Below are 20,109 nucleotides of genomic sequence, written 5' to 3'. Positions count from 1 at the left end.
CGGCAGTGGCGCAGCCCAAGAAAACTGCTGCCGGCTATCACCCTAATTAAATTAATGATTAGTTTTATATTTAGATCAGGAGAAAGTCATGGAAAATTGGACAACCGTATGCAGCACACGCGACCTAACTCCAAACGGGGGGATCTGCGCAAAAGTAGACGACAACCAAGTGGCTATTTTTTACTGCAAACGCAGCGATACGCTTTATGGGCTCTCTAATTTCGACCCTATCGGCAAGGCGAACGTGATGTCACGTGGTATTATTGGCTCACTAAGCGGAGAGCCTTACGTGGCCTCGCCCTTATACAAGCAGCATTACCACTTAGAGACTGGCGAATGTCTTGAACAACCCGAGCTCAAGCTCGTGAAATTTGAAGTTCGCAAGCTAGGAGAACAAGTTCAAGTTCTCGCGCCGCTTGCTATCGCCAGTTAACTAAACGCCGACATCATCATGCAAACGCTTTATAGGCGTAAGCAATTTCGGCATAGGTTTTAGCCACATTAATGCGTTCGAATTTCGGAAGTAACGCAGATGCTAAAACCGGGTAATTTCCAGATTTAAAGGATTTAAACCATGGATAACACAAAATTTTCGCTGCTTTCATTTACGGGTAAGATGAAAGTCTTACACCTAAGTTGGATGGCCTTTTTTATCACCTTTGTTGTGTGGTTCAACTTTGCCCCACTACTGCAAATGGTGAAAACATCACTGGGTCTTTCTACTGAAGAGATCAAAACACTCCTTATTCTCAACGTTGCATTAACCATTCCGGCGCGTGTCGCCATTGGTATGTTGACCGACAGATATGGCCCAAGATTAGTCTACTCTTCGCTACTCGCTGTCTGTTCAATCCCTTGTTTTATGTTTGCTCTGGCAGACTCTTTCATTCAAGCGGCGATTGCACGCTTCCTATTAGGTTTCATCGGTGCAGGTTTCGTTGTCGGTATTCGTCTTGTGTCTGAGTGGTTCCCACACAATGAACTGGGTACGGCAGAAGGTATTTACGGCGGCTGGGGTAACTTCGGCTCTGCAGCAGCGGCGTTTACACTTCCAACTCTAGCCCTAGCGTTTGGTGGTGAAGACGGCTGGCGTTATGCGGTCGGTATCACGGGTGTAATGAGCCTACTGTTCTCAGTGGTGTTCTACAAAAACGTATCCGACACACCAAAAGGTTCGACCTACTTCAAGCCTGCTCAAGTAACAGCGATGGAAGTGACATCAAAGGGTGACTTTTTCTTCCTACTTATTATGAAGATCCCAATGTACGCGGCACTGGCTCTGTTGGCTTGGAAACTGTCTCCATCAGGTATTGGCATGTTGTCTGACATGGCAGTTTACGCTGTATATGCAAGTTTAGCTGCGCTGTACGTATACGAAGTGTCTCAAGTTTGGAAAGTAAACAAGAACGTATTTAAAGAAGAAGTGCCTGAAATTCACCAATATAAATTCAAGCAAGTCGCAGTGTTAAACGTGTTGTATTTCGCAACCTTTGGTTCAGAACTCGCCGTCGTTTCTATGTTACCGCTATTCTTTTCGGAAACGTTTGAATTAACGCCAGTTCTTGCGGGTATGGTCGCTTCGGCTTATGCCTTTATGAACCTCATGTCTCGCCCAGGTGGCGGTTGGATTTCTGACAAGTTTGGTCGTAAACCAACGTTACTTATTCTAACGGCAGGTTTAGCTGTAGGTTACTTCGCAATGGGTCAGGTAGAGAGCACATGGCCAGTATGGTTAGCGGTTGTTGCGGCAATGGCATGTTCATTCTTCGTACAAGCGGGGGAAGGTGCGGTGTTTGCAACAGTACCACTGATTAAACGTCGTATGACAGGCCAAATCGCAGGTATGACTGGCGCTTACGGTAACGTTGGTGCGGTGGTTTACCTTACCGTATTGTCATTCGTGAGCTATCAAACATTCTTCTTAGTGATTGCTGCGACAGCGGTACTTGGCTTTGTGACTCTGTTCTTTATGGAAGAACCAAACGGACAAATCGCTGAAGTGAACGACGATGGCAGTGTCACGCTAATCAATGTTTCAAGTTAGTCACAGCACTAGCATGAAGCACTGAATTATTGAATCGGGAGTGGTACTAAGGTGTGTTTCACCACTTTGGTACTGCGTTCAAAGGCTCTAGGTTCACTAGGGCTTTTGTTCTTCCTAGGATGTTCTCTCAAGGACGTGAGAGAAGACCAATTAAGAAGAAGAGCAGTTATGACAATTTCATTCAACCAAGGGCAAGTCGTCACGCCAGAATCTAATAACCAGTTAACGCTCAAGTTTGGTGGTTATTCGAATAAAGGCATCCGTGATGAAAACCAAGACGCCATCATTGTAAAACACCCTAAAACTCGCGCGGAGCAAGAGTTGAAAGGCAGTGTTGCCTGCATAGCAGACGGCGCAAGTTGCAGTGAACACGGCCAGAAAGCCAGCCACACCAGCGTGATGCAGTTTATCGACGACTATTACGCAACGCCACAAAGTTGGAGCATTCAGCGTTCAGCGCAAAAAGTCCTAACCTCGCTCAACTCTTGGCTGTTCAACACTTCTGTTTCTAATATTCATCCCGCACAACAAGTTAACCACAATGCGCTCGTATCGACGTTCAGCAGTGTGATACTGAAATCGAACACCGCCCATCTATTCCATGTGGGTGACAGTCGTATTTACTTGCTAAGAGATGGAGATTTACGCCAACTGACCCGTGACCACACTCGTAAGAACATGGGGCAGAAGCATTACTTAACCAGAGCATTGGGCATGGATAATCAGCTCAATGTTGACTATCAAACCTTACCCATCAAGAAGAATGACCGCTTTATCCTCACATCGGATGGTGTACATGAGTTCGTTTCCCCTAACACGTTTAAAGAACACATCGATAAACCCGGTGCGGATTTCGAATACGCCGCGCAAAGCATCTGCAATACCGCCTTAAGCCACAATAGCTCAGACAACGTGAGCTGTTTGATAGTCCAAGTCAGTCACCTACCCAAACCATCGTTAATTGAATTTCATGAAAAACTCGCCAAGCGCGCTATTCCACCCGCTTTAAAACTCGGGCAAAGTATCGACAACTTCATGGTACTTGAGGTTTTGTATGCAGGCTCAAGAAGCCATGTGTATCGTGTGATGCAGAAAGAGACACAAACCGAGTTCGTGCTCAAAGTGCCTTCTGTTCAATATCACGATAGTCCTTCGCAACTCAGAGCGTTCTTTAATGAACAATGGGCGGGGCTATTGCTGCACAACAAGAAAATCATGAAGGTTTACCCAACGCCAGAGCACTCGCAATTCTTATATCAAATCTGCGAATGGGTCGAAGGCATCACGCTAAGACAATGGATGTACGATAATCCAAAGCCGTCACTCAATGAAGTGCGCGAAATCTTAGAAAAAATCACGCAAGGCATTCGAGTATTACAACGCGCAGATATGGTGCACCGAGACTTAAAGCCCGAGAACATCATGATTCAACGTGATGGTGAGATAAAAATCATCGACCTTGGTGCAGTGTTAGTGAGGGGCCTTGAAGAGGGAGAGCTCACAGACAAGGACGACACACCATTAGGCGCGGTCAATTATATTGCACCAGAAACCATCAAGCACAATACGGCGACCACTAGTTCAGATTTGTTCTCTATCGCAGTGATCGGCTATGAGATGCTAACGGGTACATTGCCCTACTCTGAGATGACTGCACAATCGCTTAATCAATCTCGTCACCATCGATGGGAATATCAACCCATCACACAAAAACGGTCTGACTTACCAAGTTGGGTGGATTTGGTGTTACAAAAAGCCTGTGCGGAATCGCCAAGCGAACGTCATCAAGTGTTGGGGGATTTTGTGGCAGACCTTTACACACCGAACCAAAGCTTGGTGAAAAGTAAAGCCAAGCAACCTTTGATAAACCGAAACCCAATCCAGTTTTGGAAAGTGCTGGCCTTGTTGCTCGGCATTGTTGCCATTGTAGAGTTTGGCTTATTGCTTAGTTCTAACTAAACCAAAAGTTCTAACTAGACCTTAAGTTCTAGCTAAACCTTAAGTTCAAACTGACCACGGGGCTCATACTCAACTTGAAGCTCTAGCTGACCTCGAAGCTCTAGTTAAACCTCAGAGATCAAGCTAACCGCGTTTAGCCTCGTTTTACTAAGCTTCTTGGTACCAGCTCAATACCCGCTTGGTAACGCTTAGCCGACGCATTTAATGCCAAAGCAAAAGCACTATCGGCAATCACTTCGAATTGCTGTGGCAGTGAATGGACTTTGAAAGGTAAGAAATCCAATAAGCGATTATCACCAAAGGTTGCCAGTTTCACTTGATTGATCAGCTCTGGCTTTTCGACCATCACATCCAATACACCTTCTAGCAAGGTGTAAGACATAGTCACAATCGCATCAGGCACTGTGCCCTTGGCAATCCAACCCTCAAAAATCTCACGCCCTGATTCTCGATCAAAGTGTTCGCCATACCCCACAACCATCGGCTTATTTTCTGTTAGCCCTGTTTGTTGAGTATGCGCTTTATTTGCCGCTTCAAAACCTAGCTGACGTTCGCGTGAGATATTTAAATCTGGCAGTGCACCTATCAAACCAACACTATGAATGCTGTCATCAAGGATTGAATGCGTCAGTTCAAACGCTGCTTCGAAATCTTCACTGATTACGCAAGCAAAGTGTTCATCGTCTAACGGACGGTCAATCGCGATTACGGGTGTACCTGAGTTTTGCAGCTTCAAATAGAACTCGTTAGCGTCTGGCATAGAGCTCGCCACCAGCAAGGCATCAATACGACGGCTCACCAGCGCTTCCGCTACTTTGCGTTCGGTTTCGGCGTCATCATCAGAGCAACCGATCAAGATTTGATAGCCCACTTTACGTGAGTTCTGCTCTATCAATTTTGCTAAACGCGCGTAACTGCTGTTTTCCAGATCAGGAATAATCAAACCAAATGAACGGCTATTACCAGCACGCAGCGACGAAGCAGCATGGTCTGGACGGTAGTTATACTCATCGACAACTGCCATTACTTTTTGCTGCGTCTTCTCACTGATTCTGTATTTCTGCGCCTTGCCATTAATCACATAGCTGGCTGTGGTTTTCGACACACCGGCTAGTTTGGCAATCTCATCTAGTGTCATATGGGTGACCTGTATTTTGTGCGTAGGATCATATAACCAATCTTCTGATCCTTGGATTAGTTGAATTATATGCTGAATCGATTCAGTATAAAAGCTGAAAGGATTCAGCAAAATCTGAAAAGTGACTTCAATCATCCTTTTGAATGGATTGAGCGTCATTTGTCGTTACTAACGAGACAAACCAAACTAACGACACGCAGCAAAACTATTTTGATTATCAAAATCGGCTTTGCTGAATTTTTTTACACTGAATGCTGAACCGATTCAGCAAAAGTAAAACAAAGAGCAAAGCAACGAGTAAAGTTCACTATCATTTGCTCTAGACTGAATCGTAGCGATACACAAATTCTCAAGCGATACGCTAAAGAGGCACCATGCTTAAATTATCAAAATCTGACATCACTCTTGGTCAAACGGCCGATGACAAATTCAAAGCTATCCAGAACATTGCTGGCGACCTAACTGCGAAAGGCCTAGTTGACTCTGGCTACGTTGAAGGAATGCTGAACCGTGAAAACCAGAACTCTACGTTCCTAGGTAACGGCATCGCGATTCCTCACGGCACCACGGACACGCGTAGCCTAGTAAAAGAGACAGGCGTAGCCGTTCACCACTTCCCAGAAGGCATTGATTGGGCAGATGGCAACCGTGTTTACGTAGCAATTGGTATTGCAGCGAAATCTGACGAGCACTTAGGCATCCTTAAGCAGCTAACTAAGGTTCTAGCGGCAGATGGTGTTGAAGAGAAATTAAAGCAAGCGAAATCAGAAGACGAAATCATCGCCCTACTTAATGGCAAAGTTCAGCTAGAAGCCGACCTAGACGCTTCTTTGGTTCAGCTACTGTTCCCTGCAAGCGACATGGTTCAAATGTCGGCAGTTGCAGGCGGTCTTCTTAAGAACACTGGCTGTACTGACAACGCATTCGTTGCTGACCTAGTAACAAAAACACCGACTCACCTAGGCCAAGGCCTGTGGTTGTTGGGCAGCGATAAAGGCGTAACTCGCACTGGCGTATCGTTTGTTTCAACAGCAAACCACTGTGAGTACGAAGGCACACCAGTGAAAGCATTAGTTGCATTCGCAGCTTGTAACAGCGCGCACCAATCTATTCTGGCAAACCTAAGCAAGATGGTTTTCGAAGGTAAACAGCAACAACTGTTAACAGCTGACATTGCGCAAGTGATTGGTCTTCTAAAAGGTGAAGCGGTTTCTACAGCCTCTCAAGACGATGACAACTGCGCAGTATTCAAAATCAAAAACGCGCACGGCCTACACGCTCGCCCGGGTGCAATGCTGGTTGCTGAAGCGAAGAAATTCGAATCAACAATCCGCGTTTCAAATCTAGATGGCGACGGAAAAGAAGTGAACGCGAAGAGCTTGATGAAAGTCATCGCACTTGGCGTTAAACACGGTCACCAGCTTCAGTTTGTTGCTGAAGGTGAAGACGCAGCACAAGCACTTGAATCGATTGGCAAAGCTATCGTTTCAGGCCTTGGCGAAGGTTAAGGAATCGATATGTCTGATAAACAAATCAAAGCCGTTACCGTTACGCTAAACCCAGCTCTCGACCTAACTGGCGCTATCGACGCACTCAATGTAGGTTCAGTTAGCCTAGTAAACAAAGGCTCTCTGCATGCAGCAGGCAAAGGCGTAAACGTAGCAAAAGTACTTTCAGAACTTGGCGCTAAGGTTACCGTAACAGGTTTCCTTGGCCGCAATAATGCAGAAGCCTTCTGCCAACTGTTCGAACAGATGGGCGCAACTGACCGCTTTATCCGTGTTGATGGCGCGACTCGTATCAACGTAAAATTAGTAGAAAACTCAGGCCAAGTTAGCGACATCAACTTCCCAGGTGTTCCTGTTGATGCTGACGCTGTTAAAGCGTTTGAAGAAACCTTGCTTGAGCTGGCTGAAGACCACGAATACTTCGTGATTGCAGGCAGCTTGCCACAAGGTGTATCGCCAGAGCTTTGCGCTTCTTGGGTACAGCGCTTGCGTGACCTAGGTAAAAAAGTGTTGTTCGACAGCAGCCGTGACGCACTCAAAGCCGGTATCAATGCTCAGCCTTGGTTGATTAAGCCAAACGACGAAGAGCTGTCTCAGCTGTTCAATGCAGAACTGACAACTCGTGACCAATGCCAACACGCAGGCCAAGCCCTGAGTGAAAAAGGCATCGATAACATCGTGGTATCACTTGGCGCTGAAGGCGTGATGTGGCTAAACCAAGGTGAATGGTTACATGCTCAACCGCCGCGTATGCAAGTGGTGAGCACAGTAGGCGCAGGCGACACCTTGGTTGCTGGCCTATGTTGGGGTCACATGCAACAGATGCCAAAACCAGAACTTATTAAATTCGCAACCGCCCTATCTGCTCTAGCAGTTTCACAGGTAGGCGTGGGCATCACCAGCCAACAAGAGCTGGATTCAGTACTACAAAATATCCAATTACAGGCGCTTAGTGCTCCAACTAGCCAGTTAGACACAAGCAAATAGGACAAAAGGTTTATTATGAATATTACCATTATCACAGCTTGCCCAAGTGGCGTAGCAAACAGCATCATCGCCGCAGGCTTGTTAGAACAAGCGACAAAAGCACTGGGTTGGAACGCCGCTATTGAATGTCAATCAAGCGTGTTACCTGAATCTCCAGTATCACAAGACGCTATCGACAGCAGCGATGTTGTGGTTATCGCAGCCAACACAAACGTTGATAAAGCGCGCTTTGTCGGCAAAAAAGTTTACCAAGCAGCTATCTCTGAGTGCACTGCAGATGCAAAAGCATTTCTAGAGAAAGCGGCAGCAGAAGCAACGGTATTAGAAGCTTCTCAAGTTGAAAGCACTATTGAAGTGACGGGTACTTCGGCAAATGCTTCAACAGAAACAACAGGCAGCAAAAAGATCGTTGCGATTACTGCTTGTCCAACGGGTGTTGCACATACCTTCATGGCAGCTGAAGCACTTGAAGCCGAAGGCAAACGCCTAGGTCACCAAATCAAAGTGGAAACTCGCGGCTCTGTAGGTGCGAAGAACCAACTAACAGACCAAGAAATCGCAGACGCTGATCTTGTTATCATCGCAGCAGATATCGATGTACCACTGGATCGTTTTAACGGCAAAGCGCTATACAAAACAACGACAAGTCCTGCTTTGAAGAAAACAAAGCAAGAGATGGAAAAAGCATTCGCAGAAGCGAAACCATACCAACACACAGCTTCTTCTAATTCAGCACCCGCTGATGAGAAGAAAGGCGTGTACAAGCACCTGATGACAGGTGTATCTCACATGCTTCCTGTGGTTGTTGCGGGTGGTTTGATCATCGCTCTTTCTTTCGTATTCGGTATCGAAGCGTTTAAAGAAGAAGGCACACTAGCAGCGGCACTGATGACTATCGGTGGTGGTTCTGCATTCGCTCTGATGATTCCCGTTCTTGCTGGTTTCATTGCATTCTCGATTGCTGACCGTCCGGGTCTAGCTCCTGGTCTAATTGGCGGTATGCTGGCTAGCTCAACGGGCGCTGGCTTCCTAGGTGGTATCGCGGCTGGTTTCATTGCGGGTTACTCTGCAAAACTCATTGCCGACAAAGTTCAGCTTCCACAGTCAATGGAAGCCCTCAAGCCTATCCTGATCATTCCGTTTATTGCGAGTTTGTTCACTGGCCTTGTGATGGTTTACATTGTGGGTGGTCCTGTATCTGGCGTGATGAGCGCAATGACAGACTTCCTAAACAACATGGGTACGTCTAACGCGATTCTTCTAGGTGTGATTCTAGGCGCAATGATGTGTTTCGACCTTGGTGGCCCTGTAAACAAAGCGGCTTACACATTTGGTGTTGGTCTGCTGGCTTCGCAAACTTACGCACCAATGGCGGCTATCATGGCAGCAGGTATGGTTCCAGCTCTAGGTATGGGTCTTGCGACTTTCCTAGTGAAAGACAAGTTTGAAGCAAGCGAGCGTGAAGCAGGTAAAGCATCATTCGTTCTTGGCCTATGTTTCATCTCTGAAGGTGCGATTCCATTCGCAGCGAAAGATCCAATGCGTGTTATCCCAGCATGTATGGCAGGTGGTGCACTAACGGGTGCTCTATCAATGATGTTTGGTGCACAGCTAATGGCTCCACACGGCGGCTTGTTCGTACTACTGATTCCTGGCGCCATCTCTCCAGTGCTTATGTACCTAGTGGCGATTGCAGCAGGTACAGCAGTAACAGGCTTTGGTTACGCAGCACTTAAAAAGATGAGCGGCTCTAAAGTAACGGCAGAGGCTTAATCCCCCTACTCTGTTAAGCTCCTTCTATAAAGCTGCTTATTAGTAAACAAAGGCTCCTCATTTGAGGAGCCTTTTTATTATTCGTTGTCTTGCGTGGTTAAAACCGGCAACTGAAAAGAGAATGTTACTCCTTCTACATCGTCATCATCTATATGGCGAATCATCTCCACCAAATAGCCATTCACGGCTAACTGTAAGCCTTGTTGCTTAACCGCATTAAACAACGCTTCTAAAGCCGTGCTGTAGGCTACATCGGAAACCAGATAAACATCGCTACACAAGTAGTAACCTTCTGGAATGGTCATATCGTAACGCTCTTTAGCTACTTGCCAGTTGCCGATTTCAGCGTCTATGTCGTCCCACTTGTTTCTCATTTGCTTAATCGGCGTTGTGCCCATAAGTTGTGTCGACTTCTGGCCGTACATCTCAAACGCGGTATCCCAGTCAGGGTCGTCTAATTTGAGCTTCTGCATACCACGCTCCGGATACCAAACCAATTCTGTTGGCATAGACTTAACCAGCTCTTTTTCCATCGAAGACTGCACACCGGGATGCGCCAATCTCTGGATGAAATCCGCCGTCTCCTTGGGTGTCGCGTTATAACCCATTGCTCGAATGTGCTTTGCCGTCACGCCCAGCTCACGCTTGAGCGCCTTGCCTAGCGACTGTGACGATGAGAATCCACAATACTGAGCAATTTCAATGACGCTCCATGGCTCGTCATTGATCAACAGGCTAACAGCAATCTGTAGACGTATTCGACTCAGGTATTGACCCGGCGTTTCATTAAACAGCTCAGTAAACTGACGATGAAAGTGGTATGGAGAAATCGCGCTCTCGGTCGCTATCTCTTCCCAAGTACGACGCTCACCCCACTCTTCATGCATTAAGTTAAGCGCATGGCTAAAGCGTTTTTGAAGGTGTTCTGGTAAAGATTCAACCAACGCAATCTCGGGCACAAGTTTAAACCCAGGCACTGAGTGATAGTCAGGCTTGCTCTGTTGCGTCACACGGTCTTTGTTCTCAGGCATAGAAGCTCTTGTATCTGTCGTCTTGATTGAATTCGATCGCTTGGCTTCACTATCGTCTTTGTCCTTTATAAAATCAATCACGAGCGCTCCAAAGTGAGCTGTGTCTGTACCTGTGGTTCTTGTTCGACCGCTCCATTTTCGATTAGATCTTCAACTTGAGGCGGTTTGCGGAAAAACAAACCAAGCAACACAGGTATCAAAATCAGCGTTACCGCAGTGGCGAACAGTTCACCAAACACCAACGACACCGCCGCAGGCTTTAAGTATTGTGCTTGTTCCGCAGTTTCGCTTAGTAACGGCAACAACCCACACACAGTGGTTATCGTGGTTAAGAAGATCGCTCTCAATCGGCTGGTGCCCGCAATCACCAACGCTTTCTGTAATGGGACGCCTTGGCGATATTCAGCATTAAAACGCGTGATCAACACCAACGAGTCGTTAATCACGATCCCCGTCATGGCCATCATTCCGAACATCGAAAGAATGCTGATCGGCAAGTCCATCAAGTAATGACCAAAAATCGCGCCTGCGAATCCAAACGGTATTACCGCCATGATGATCATTGGCTGCCAGTAGGATTTCAAAGGCACTGCCAACAAGATGTAGATCATCAGCAGCGTCAGGATCATCGCGGATTTAAAGCCATCCGACACTTCCCCTATCTCTTCAAACTCGCCACCCGCTTTGATCGTCACACTTGGGTATTGTAGCCGCAGAGATTCAATCGTCTCTTCAAGCTGTTCTCGTGTCTTCTCTGGTGATTGCAGATCTCGGTTTTGCTTCCAATAGAGGTTGATCACTTGTTCTCGGTCACGGCGGAAAACCACTTGCGGCTCTTGCTCGTGACGGAACTCAGCGATATCGCCAATCATTACGCTGCCACCGTTCGGCAACATAATGATGGCTTGTTGTAGCTGAACTAAGGTTCTGCGCTCATCTCTTGGGTATTGCAGCAGCACCTTGGTCTCTTGTCCGTTTTCTAATAGGCGATGAACTTCCCTTTCGCCAAACGCTTCTCCGGCAAGCTGTGCCAGCTTCGCTTGAGTTAATCCAAGCTGCTGACCATATTGATTCAGCACTAAGCGAACTTGTGGTAAACCATCCTGACCATCATCGTAAACATCCGAAACGCCTTTTAAGGACTCTAGAGTATCTGCTAGCTGTTCACTCACACGAGAAGCCAACTCACGATCGTTGGAAGAGATCGTTAAGAATGTGCCACCAGCTGGTTCTTCTGCTGCGCTGAATTTGGCCGAGTAAGCCCCTTCAATTTGCCCAGTGCTTTCTCGCCATCGCTTCAGCAGTAAGTTACCCGGCAATAAGCTTAAAGATTCATTGGTGAGCTCCGCAGTGACTTCAATTTCCCCATAACCATCTGACCACGCGAGCAGGTTTACGACGGGCTTCTCTTGTAATGGATAATCTTCCATTAAGCCTTTCTCAACCTGAGTCATCGCTTGCTCTACTTGCAACAAAGCTTGGCGCTGCAGTGGTAACGGCGCACCATCTTCTAGCTCAATAACAGCCGTAATGTAACGCCCAGGAATTTCAGGGAACAGCGCACTTCGAATCGCCCCATTCGACCACATACCGTAAGCCAGTGAGATAACCGCCACAAACCCAAGCAAAGACGCCACTTTGTAGCCAAGTGCAAACTCCAATACTGGCTTATAGATGTTGAGATTGAACCACTGCAAACCGCCTTGAGCGGCATTCTGAACCTTGGCAAAAATACTTGTAGATGGCTTTTTCAAAGAAAGCTGAGCCAAGTGTGACGGTAGAATAAATTTGCTTTCAATCAGCGAGAAGATCAAAGCGAAGATCACCACTGCCGAAAACCCAGCAAGCACCTTGGCTAACTCATTGTTAATCCATAGCATTGGAGAAAATGCAGCAATGGTCGTCAGCACACCAAACACGGTTGCCACCGACACAGAATGGACGCCCTGCCAAGCGGCTGTTTTTCCGTTTACATTAGAGGGGCCGTTTCTATTTAAATGACCAGAACTACTGCCGTGCCCCGTCCGTTTTTCATGTATCGCTTCACCCACAACTACGGCATCATCCACCAACACACCGAGCACCAAGATAAAGCCAAACAAAGTGATGTCGTTGATGCTGTAGTTAAACCACTGCATTGCAGCGAGTGTTCCAGCGAGCGCAATCGGAATTCCCATCGCGACCCAAAACGCGAGCCTAATTTCAAGAAATATCCCGAGCAAGATCAACACAATTAGCAAGCCTTGCCAGGCGTTTTCGCTTAAACGAAATAGCTGCTCTTCAATGTAAGGCGCCATATCAGCCATGGTATTCAGCTCAATATCCGACGGCAGAATCACACGTTGTGCATCCAAGGTTTCGCTGATCGCTTCACTGACTTTAAGTAGATTATCGGTTTGGCTAGTGCTGACCAATAAAGCGATGGCGTTAGCGCCGTTGTTACGCACGATAGAGCCGCTGTATTGGTAGCCACGGGTTAGCTTGGCAATGTCTCCCAAGCGTATTTCTCCATTACTACCCGAAATTACGACAAGCTGATTCAGCTTCTGCAAATCATCGGCATAACCGTCACCACGAATAACCATTCGGCCTTTGTCACTAATCAGCTCACCGCTACGAGACTCTAGTGAACGCTGCTCAACTAAACCTGCAAGATCTTCCAAGCTCAGCCCTAGCGCCTTGAGTTGGTCAGGGTCTGGATCGATAACCAACTGAGGCGTTCGAGTTCCCCAGTTTGAGACCTTGGAAATTTGAGGGTTCTTTTTCAGCGCTTGTTCAAGTTGCTTAGCAATAGGTTGTAATTCGTCATCGGTTCTTGGACCTGACACCACAACAAACGCAGCTAAGTTGGTAAATTCATTACGCACCACTTGCGGTCTTTCTGCTTGCACTGGAAAGCCGTTGATGGCGTTAACTTGATTACGAATATCATCCAACAGCTTGTCTAAATCTGTGCTGCTGGTTTTACGTACCACGACTCTAGACACGCCAGCACTCGATTGGCTGGTGATCTGTTTGATGCCTGCAATGCCGCTGATCGACTCTTCGATTCGTTGAGTCACGCTCTCATCAATCTGTTGTGCAGTACCGCCAGGATAAGCCACAGTAATACTGATTGATGATGGTGCAATTTGCGGGAACGACTCGACACGCAGCTGACCAAACGCCAGCACACCACTGATAACAATCGCCATCATCAACAAATTGGCAGCGACTGGGTTGTTAATGAACCATTTTGTCATCCAACTCATTGGTTTGATTCCTTAATCTGTGCTGAATCAGATTTGCCAGCGAGCATGGCTTCAGAATGGATTTCAATGAATCTAGGCGCGACTTGTTTGCCGATTAACATCGAAGAAAGCGGATATTGCACCACGCGACGAGCCTTATCACTGCGATCGTTGAACCGAATATCAAGCTCTTGGCTGCCTTGCCCTATAAGCGTTACCGACTCTTTTCGTAAGCGATCTTCTGTATCTAATGTCCACACATACCCGTCTCGCGTCATTGCACTCAGAGGCACACTTACTACGTCATCTTGTAGACCGAGGTTTACCACAGCCTGAACCTGCTGATTAGGGAAAAGCCTAGGCTTGTCTTGGTAAGGATTTTCAACCGATAACACCACTTGCCTTTGACGCGTCACCGAATCGACTTCTGGCGACACATAGCGCACCTTCGCCGGCCATTGGTTCCCAGAACGACTCACGACACGAATGCTCGGCTTAACCAAGGCAGCTTGTACTTGTTGCCAATGCAATTCGGAGATTGGAAGCTCGATATCAATCGAATCACTGGCGGCTAACTCAAAGGTCACTTGCCCCGCCTCTACCCATTCTCTTGGGCTAATGTGGCGCTTCATGACGACCGCATCAAAAGGCGCATTAATCACTGACTCTTCCACGAGCTTCTTCGCACTGACATAAGCTTGTTGGGCTTGTTGCAGATTGGCTTTCGCAGCAAGCACTTGGGGTTCTCTGCGCGCAAAGGACGAACTTGTTTTTGGGTTGAGCATTTTAAGAGCGACAGTTTGTTCATGTTTAGCCTGTTTCAATTCCAACTCCGCTTGCTTTAACGCACTTAACGCTTGCGCCAAGTTCGCATCAACGGCGCTGGTGTCTAGCCTCGCCAGCACATCTCCCTTATTCACTAATTGTCCCGGTTCGATTTTTTCATTCAGCCATTTTAGTTGCGCACTACTCGAGGCTTTAAGTTGAATTGGCCAACGAGCAGCGGTTAAGCCGAGTACCGTTAACGTCGATTCGTGCTGTGAGGGTGTCACCTCCAACACAGAAACCGGTGCCAGTACTGCTTGTTTCTTCACAGGCTCTGCCGCCTCTGGTTCTAATTCATCGACAACAATCAAGGCAACAAAGATAGCCGCACAACCGACTAATACAGACAGTGGCTTTTTAAACTTCATAAGGCATCTCCTTGGTAGCCTGTTGGACAGAGGTATGATTGAGTCGCTGACTGATTTCAGTAAGACGAGAAAGGGTTTGTAGCGTAATTGGCAGCATCACTGCGGTTTCAACAAACTCCAATGAGTAGGTAACGATTGAGAACACTTGCCCTGCCGTAGGCTGAATAAGCTGACTCACCATCCACAAATTGCCCACGACTGCGCCAAACAGCACGGTAAAGATCAGTCCGTAAACAATTGCCTCAGTGTCTGAAAGCTTGATTTCACACTGTTTAAGTCGCTCAAAGTGCCAACGAAGCGCAGACAAGCGAACACCGCTCAACAGTTGAACCTGCTGTTCAACTTGATCGTTAAATTGGCCATTAAGCCGCGTGAAGGTCTGGTGGAACAAACCATAGATAGCGAGCATCGACAGCCCAGCAAACAACATGCAAAGCGCCAGTGAGAAATGGAATGTGGAGAGAATCACCACAGTCGCAACAAGTTGCACTACTGCTGTCATCAAAGCGGGTAAATCGTCTTCTAAGAAATCAACCAGCTCACGCGACATGGTGAGACGAGCGTCTTTGGTTGATACAGATAAGCCACGCAGGTTTCGCTCCACGATATTCGCCAGTTTTACACGAATTGCCCCATAAACGCGGGTGTCGTAGAAACGGCGAACCACGCTGAGAATGACCAACACAAAGAGAATCAGTGCCAGCATCATCAAAGGCTGGAAGCTTTGGTTTAACACACCGTCGATGGCGTAACCAATAAACAGCGGCAGCAGAATAAGCATCACGTTTTCAGCCAGAACCATTAACCAAGTCGCAGCGACCTTTAATGGGTTAAGCCGAATAATCGTCAGCAGAGAGATGGGATGTTTGAATAGCATTATTGAGCCCATAAATGAATATGGCGTCAGTATTACCAATTCGGCATGGGAAAAAGTGTCCCAAATTGCTGTATTAGAAAATTAGGCGCTAGACTCGCCCAACAACCAACTCGGTTACCTTTTGTTTACCTTGGCTCCTTTACTGTCCTTGATAAGAAAAATGAAAAACAAGGAAAGAGCATGAAATTATTCGCTTCATTACTCACGACTGTCGGTATTACTGGCGCAGTTTGGGGGCTATTACATATTCAGCCTGCGATTGCGGATGCCTCAACTGAGCAACCAATAGCTCAGTCACCAACTAATAAGTCCTCAAAGAAACAGTCATCAAAGGAAAAAACACTGACGACTGCAAATACGACTTACCTGCAAGGTTTGAGCAAGACTATCCCTTTAGAGGATGTGCCTGATCTGTGGGTCGATTTCTACCAAAACCTAGAAGCAAATAATGAGGAGATCGCACTGCAACAGAAAGTCGTCGTGGTCTATCAGGACATCAGTTCCGACTTCAGCAAGGCTACTGTCACCATTGGCTTCCCGAATAAGCAATCAACATCAAATAAAAACAATCACTTAATCCAAATTCCAAACAAAGCCAAAGGTACGCTTCTACTCAGTAAAGGTGAACATACTGAACAAGAATTAGTACAAGCTTGGGAAGGGATCGCGATTTTAAAAGAGGTTGATAAGGTTATTGAGCACTACCAATTGAATCAGCATGGGTTGCCAGATTCTAGCGAGTTATACGTCTATTATAAGAATGATCAGTAAAGGATTTGGTTATGGATTTCACTATGGATAGCATTGGGAGTTTTCTCTCTCAAACCTTCTCAGAAACAAGCATCATCCTTACCGAAACTTGGGTAGATGACAATTTTGTATTGCTTGCTCTCGCTCTATTTATCTTTGAGCTTATCCGCTATGCCTTTAAGAAAAAGCTAAGCTGGAACATGTTGGGAGACAGTGCGACCAACTTTGTCACTCTGTTCTTCTTATTGGTGACGGTTTTCTTGGTCGGTCTAGCTTATGTCGGCGCGTTCGTTTATGCCTACGAGAATTTTAGCCTGACTCAGCTGCCTATATCCGGCTGGACGATTCTTGGATGCTTGATCTTGGCGGATCTCGCTTATTACTGGGAGCATCGATTCCTACACAGCAATGGCCTAGCGTGGGGAACGCACTCTGTTCATCATAGCTCGCCTTACTTCAACATATCGGTTGCATACAGATTTGGGCCTTTGGATTGGTTCTTCCCGTTCTTTTTCCATTTACCGTTGATTCTGCTCGGCTTTAATCCATTTGTTGTGCTGATGTGTGAAACCTTTGTGCAGCTATACCAAACGTTATTGCACACCGAAACGATTAAGCGGTTGCCTCGTCCTATCGAAGCTGTGTTCAATACGCCCTCTCACCACAGAGTGCATCATGCGACTAACAAGCAGTACCTGGATAAAAACTACGCGGGAATATTCATCATTTGGGATCGTATGTTCGGTACGTTCGCCAGAGAAGAGGAAGAAGTCAGATATGGCGTGTTCCCTAGAATCAACTCTGTGAACCCATTTAAGGTATATTTCCACGGCTACGTTAAACTGTGCCAACAGCTATGGCACGCACCAAGTTGGAACTACCGACTGCAACTTCTGATTCAGCCGCCTATCTGGGCTTGGAAACGAGAACGAGAGACAAAGTAAGGACACTTATGAGCATTAACGCCCTGTTGATTGAAGACGACAGCGACTTGGCAGAAGCCATTGCAGACTACATGGAACTCGACGGTTTCGAATTCGACTTTGCCTACAATGGCGCAGCAGGGCTTAACCTCGCCTTAGAAGGACGTTATGACATCATCTTAACGGACATCAACATGCCCAAAATGGATGGACTCGATGTGTGCCAATCACTTCGTCAGCAGGGCGTTACTACGCCTATTCTCATGCTGACCGCTAGAGACACATTGCAAGATAAGGTCGCCGGTTTCGAAGTCGGCTCGGATGATTACCTAGTGAAGCCTTTTGCGATGGAAGAGCTCAAAATGAGACTGATGGCGTTGGTTCGTCGTGCTCAAGGTACGGTGACGACTCTGTCTGTAGCCGATCTCAAATTGGACTTGGATAAGCACCAAGCTATTAGAGACGGCAAGCTATTGAAGCTCTCTCCAGTATGTTGGCGAATGCTCGTGATGTTAGTGCGAAACAGCCCCAATGTGGTGAACAAAGCCAAGCTTGAAGAAGCCTGGGAAAACGAGATGCCAAGCTCTGACAGCGTGAAAGCCCACCTGTTTAAACTTCGCCAAGTGGTTGATGCTCCATTTGATACCAAGCTAATCCATACCGTTCACGGCATTGGTGTGGTCTTACATGAGGAGCAGTCATGAATCAGGCAAGCGTGAATCGAGTCAGCATCAAGCGCGACATCTACCTCTACCTATTTGGCATTGTTGTATTGCTTACCGCCATATACAGCTTAATGGTTTCACAAAGCTATCATATTGGTCTGAACGAATCGGCAAAGTATGGGTTCTTGTATGAACTGGAAGTTGCAGAGCAGCGTTACATTGAGACTGGAGAGTTGCCTAACTACCAAAACCCAACCTTTCAAGCCTTTCTAAGCTACTCAGAAGTTCCAACTCAATTTCAACAAGCCTTTGATTGGGATACGTTCGATAACGACGCTATTTATGAACATTACGACTCTCCAGCCAGTAATGAGTCTGGGCAATACCTCTACGCTGCCAAGCATTCAATTTCTGGTACAGACAAATCGCTGTACATCATTTCTGAATACGATGAAGCGATTTATCTGAAGCTATTCGAACTCAACCCACCTGAATCCGTCAATCAGATAAACAGCGCCTTCATCGCTATTGGTGCCCTTTTACTCTTGGTATTTTTGATCATTCGCCTTCTTATACACCGAGTCACCAAACCGATTATTACCCTATCAAAATGGTCAGAATCGCTTGATGTAAACAACACGCAAGGGCTGGCTAAGTTTCGATATAAAGAGATCGACCAATTAGCATCGCAGCTTGTTAAGAGTGTGCAAGGTGAACGCCAAGCCAATGAACGTGAGAGCTTTTTCTTAAGAGCAGCAAGCCACGAGTTAAGAACTCCGATTGCAACCATTTCCGCGAGTAGCGATATGCTGGTTCGACTGTCTGATAGCATTCCAAACAGTGGTCAGCGAGCTATCGCACGAATCCAACGTTCAGCCACCAATATGAAAACCTTGGTCACGACGCTGCTTTGGATGAGCCGTAATAGCGAGATAGAAACTAACTATGAGCAGATTAAGCTAACTCCCCTGATCAATAACATCATCGAAAGCCAGCGTTATCTTTTAAAAAACAAAGATGTAGAAATCCAAATCAATATTGATCCAGAAGAACATACCCTTCCCCGCGAACTGACCGAAGTCGTGCTGACTAATTTAGTCCGTAATGCATTCCAACACGGCGGAAGTGGAGAGATCCGTATCACCCTGTCACAAGCTCAGTTTGAGGTCACCAACCGTTTAGAGGATGAAAACATAACCCACGACTCTGAACAGCAGACCTCATTTGGCATTGGCTTAGAACTCATTGATCGCGTTTGTCAGAACCAAGGGTGGAGATTTACTCATGGCACTCACGGCAACGAGTTCAGTGTTAAAGTGGTGCTTTAACGAATTTAGAGGTCGATATTGGATGGTGACCAAATGTTTACCTTCGCTTGGTTATGCTAGTCGCACAATCAAGTTAGGAGTTATGTTATGGGTACTTGGATTTTAGAAACACTATTGTGGGCAATTGTCACTGTGGCTGTGTGTGTCGCGATTTGGGGATTTAACTTGCCTAATATTTTAATCGCACTAGGTGTTTCGGTAGCGGTGTCTCTGATACTGGGGAATAGTTGGAGAAGCTAGTTATTCAAGAAGCAAGATGGGTTTAAAAGTTAGTGAGTTAAGGCACACCCGACAGCTGTTACCTTAACCAAATGCATTGATTAGGTGCACACTGTCGGGCGAAAATTAAATTAGCTACTTAGTGTGTCTTCAAATACACCTAGCTCACGGCCCAGCCAGATCGCTAGTACTGTATGGTCTAATGTTTCTTCACCACCGGTTACAGGGTGAATCAGCACCGACATATCACCACGCTCTTGATCCAGCCATTCCACGATGCCCGACTCTTTGTTGGCAAAATGAATCTCAAACATCGGCATCTTATGTGGGCCAACTAAGCGTTGTACTAAAGGAAAAACCTCTAATACATCTTTGCGCTCAGATAGAATCTTTTGACGCAGTGTTTCTGCTTGCTCTGCAAATCGCAGAGGGAAATAAACATGACCGTGGTACATGGCACCATCCTTTAGAATTATGATGACGC

General features: G+C 46.6%; 17 protein-coding genes. 11 read left to right on the top strand and 6 right to left on the bottom strand.

All coding sequences use genetic code 11. The features are described from left to right. Window positions 1-88 precede the first annotated feature (88 nt). From nirD to OCV56_RS24760, 3 genes are all read left to right on the top strand, one after another. Window positions 89-433, top strand: coding sequence for a nitrite reductase small subunit NirD (nirD, locus tag OCV56_RS24770; RefSeq protein ID WP_060981505.1), 345 nt, complete (start codon window positions 89-91; stop codon window positions 431-433). A gap of 141 nt (window positions 434-574) precedes the next feature. Further along, complete coding sequence (locus OCV56_RS24765; protein WP_060981506.1) at window positions 575-2,044, top strand: NarK family nitrate/nitrite MFS transporter; 1,470 nt, start codon at window positions 575-577, stop codon at window positions 2,042-2,044. 168 nt (window positions 2,045-2,212) lie between these two features. Beyond that, on the top strand, window positions 2,213-4,003 hold the full coding sequence (locus tag OCV56_RS24760; RefSeq protein ID WP_086712059.1) for a bifunctional protein-serine/threonine kinase/phosphatase: 1,791 nt from the start codon (window positions 2,213-2,215) through the stop codon (window positions 4,001-4,003). Between the two features lie 133 nt (window positions 4,004-4,136). Here the strand turns inward: OCV56_RS24760 and cra are convergent, their stop codons facing one another. Further along, entirely contained in the window at window positions 4,137-5,141 is a 1,005-nt protein-coding gene (cra, locus tag OCV56_RS24755) for a catabolite repressor/activator (protein ID WP_086712153.1), read from the bottom strand. Between the two features lie 374 nt (window positions 5,142-5,515). On the opposite strand from cra, the gene fruB reads away from it, so the two are divergent. Genes fruB through fruA form a run of 3 tightly spaced genes read left to right on the top strand, consistent with a single transcriptional unit; the run spans window position 5,516 to window position 9,409 of the window. After that, the gene (fruB, locus tag OCV56_RS24750; RefSeq protein ID WP_086712060.1) at window positions 5,516-6,649 is read left to right on the top strand and encodes a fused PTS fructose transporter subunit IIA/HPr protein; all 1,134 of its coding nucleotides are present in this window, start codon (window positions 5,516-5,518) and stop codon (window positions 6,647-6,649) included. A 9-nt stretch (window positions 6,650-6,658) separates the two neighbouring features. Beyond that, window positions 6,659-7,636, top strand: a complete 978-nt coding sequence (gene pfkB / locus OCV56_RS24745) for a 1-phosphofructokinase (RefSeq protein ID WP_086712061.1) — start codon at window positions 6,659-6,661, stop codon at window positions 7,634-7,636. Between the two features lie 15 nt (window positions 7,637-7,651). Then, window positions 7,652-9,409, top strand: a complete 1,758-nt coding sequence (gene fruA / locus OCV56_RS24740; protein WP_086712062.1) for a PTS fructose transporter subunit IIBC — start codon at window positions 7,652-7,654, stop codon at window positions 9,407-9,409. 77 nt (window positions 9,410-9,486) lie between these two features. Here the strand turns inward: fruA and OCV56_RS24735 are convergent, their stop codons facing one another. Genes OCV56_RS24735 through OCV56_RS24720 form a run of 4 tightly spaced genes read right to left on the bottom strand, consistent with a single transcriptional unit; the run spans window position 9,487 to window position 15,740 of the window. Next, a complete protein-coding gene (locus OCV56_RS24735; protein WP_086712063.1) occupies window positions 9,487-10,521 on the bottom strand; it encodes a helix-turn-helix transcriptional regulator in 1,035 nt (344 codons plus the stop codon). Beyond that, window positions 10,518-13,691, bottom strand: a complete 3,174-nt coding sequence (locus OCV56_RS24730; RefSeq protein ID WP_086712064.1) for an efflux RND transporter permease subunit — start codon at window positions 13,689-13,691, stop codon at window positions 10,518-10,520. The genes OCV56_RS24735 and OCV56_RS24730 overlap by 4 nt, the downstream gene beginning before the upstream one ends. Further along, entirely contained in the window at window positions 13,688-14,863 is a 1,176-nt protein-coding gene (locus OCV56_RS24725; RefSeq protein ID WP_086712065.1) for an efflux RND transporter periplasmic adaptor subunit, read from the bottom strand. The genes OCV56_RS24730 and OCV56_RS24725 overlap by 4 nt, the downstream gene beginning before the upstream one ends. Beyond that, window positions 14,853-15,740 carry an ABC transporter six-transmembrane domain-containing protein gene (locus OCV56_RS24720; RefSeq protein ID WP_086712066.1) on the bottom strand — a complete coding sequence of 296 codons (888 nt, stop codon included), beginning with the start codon at window positions 15,738-15,740 and terminating at the stop codon, window positions 14,853-14,855. The genes OCV56_RS24725 and OCV56_RS24720 overlap by 11 nt, the downstream gene beginning before the upstream one ends. A gap of 180 nt (window positions 15,741-15,920) precedes the next feature. Between OCV56_RS24720 and OCV56_RS24715 the strand changes: the two genes are divergently transcribed. From OCV56_RS24715 to OCV56_RS24695, 5 genes are all read left to right on the top strand, one after another. After that, a complete protein-coding gene (locus tag OCV56_RS24715) occupies window positions 15,921-16,511 on the top strand; it encodes a hypothetical protein (RefSeq protein WP_086712067.1) in 591 nt (196 codons plus the stop codon). 11 nt (window positions 16,512-16,522) lie between these two features. Then, window positions 16,523-17,434 (top strand): sterol desaturase family protein, encoded by a 912-nt coding sequence (locus OCV56_RS24710; protein ID WP_086712068.1) that lies wholly within the window; start codon window positions 16,523-16,525, stop codon window positions 17,432-17,434. Between the two features lie 8 nt (window positions 17,435-17,442). After that, complete coding sequence (locus OCV56_RS24705) at window positions 17,443-18,117, top strand: response regulator transcription factor (RefSeq protein WP_086712069.1); 675 nt, start codon at window positions 17,443-17,445, stop codon at window positions 18,115-18,117. Beyond that, window positions 18,114-19,406: a sensor histidine kinase gene (locus OCV56_RS24700; RefSeq protein WP_086712070.1), complete on the top strand. Its 1,293-nt coding sequence runs from the start codon at window positions 18,114-18,116 to the stop codon at window positions 19,404-19,406. Before OCV56_RS24705 ends, OCV56_RS24700 begins: the two co-directional genes overlap by 4 nt. An 87-nt stretch (window positions 19,407-19,493) precedes the next feature. After that, on the top strand, window positions 19,494-19,646 hold the full coding sequence (locus OCV56_RS24695; protein ID WP_164880353.1) for a hypothetical protein: 153 nt from the start codon (window positions 19,494-19,496) through the stop codon (window positions 19,644-19,646). 110 nt (window positions 19,647-19,756) lie between these two features. On the opposite strand, the gene OCV56_RS24690 is transcribed toward OCV56_RS24695, so the two are convergent. Then, window positions 19,757-20,080 (bottom strand): DOPA 4,5-dioxygenase family protein, encoded by a 324-nt coding sequence (locus tag OCV56_RS24690; protein WP_086712071.1) that lies wholly within the window; start codon window positions 20,078-20,080, stop codon window positions 19,757-19,759. Window positions 20,081-20,109 lie beyond the last annotated feature (29 nt).

The sequence above is a fragment of the Vibrio gigantis genome (assembly GCF_024347515.1).
GTDB lineage: Bacteria > Pseudomonadota > Gammaproteobacteria > Enterobacterales > Vibrionaceae > Vibrio > Vibrio gigantis.
This window is presented reverse-complemented; position numbering and strand designations above follow the sequence as displayed.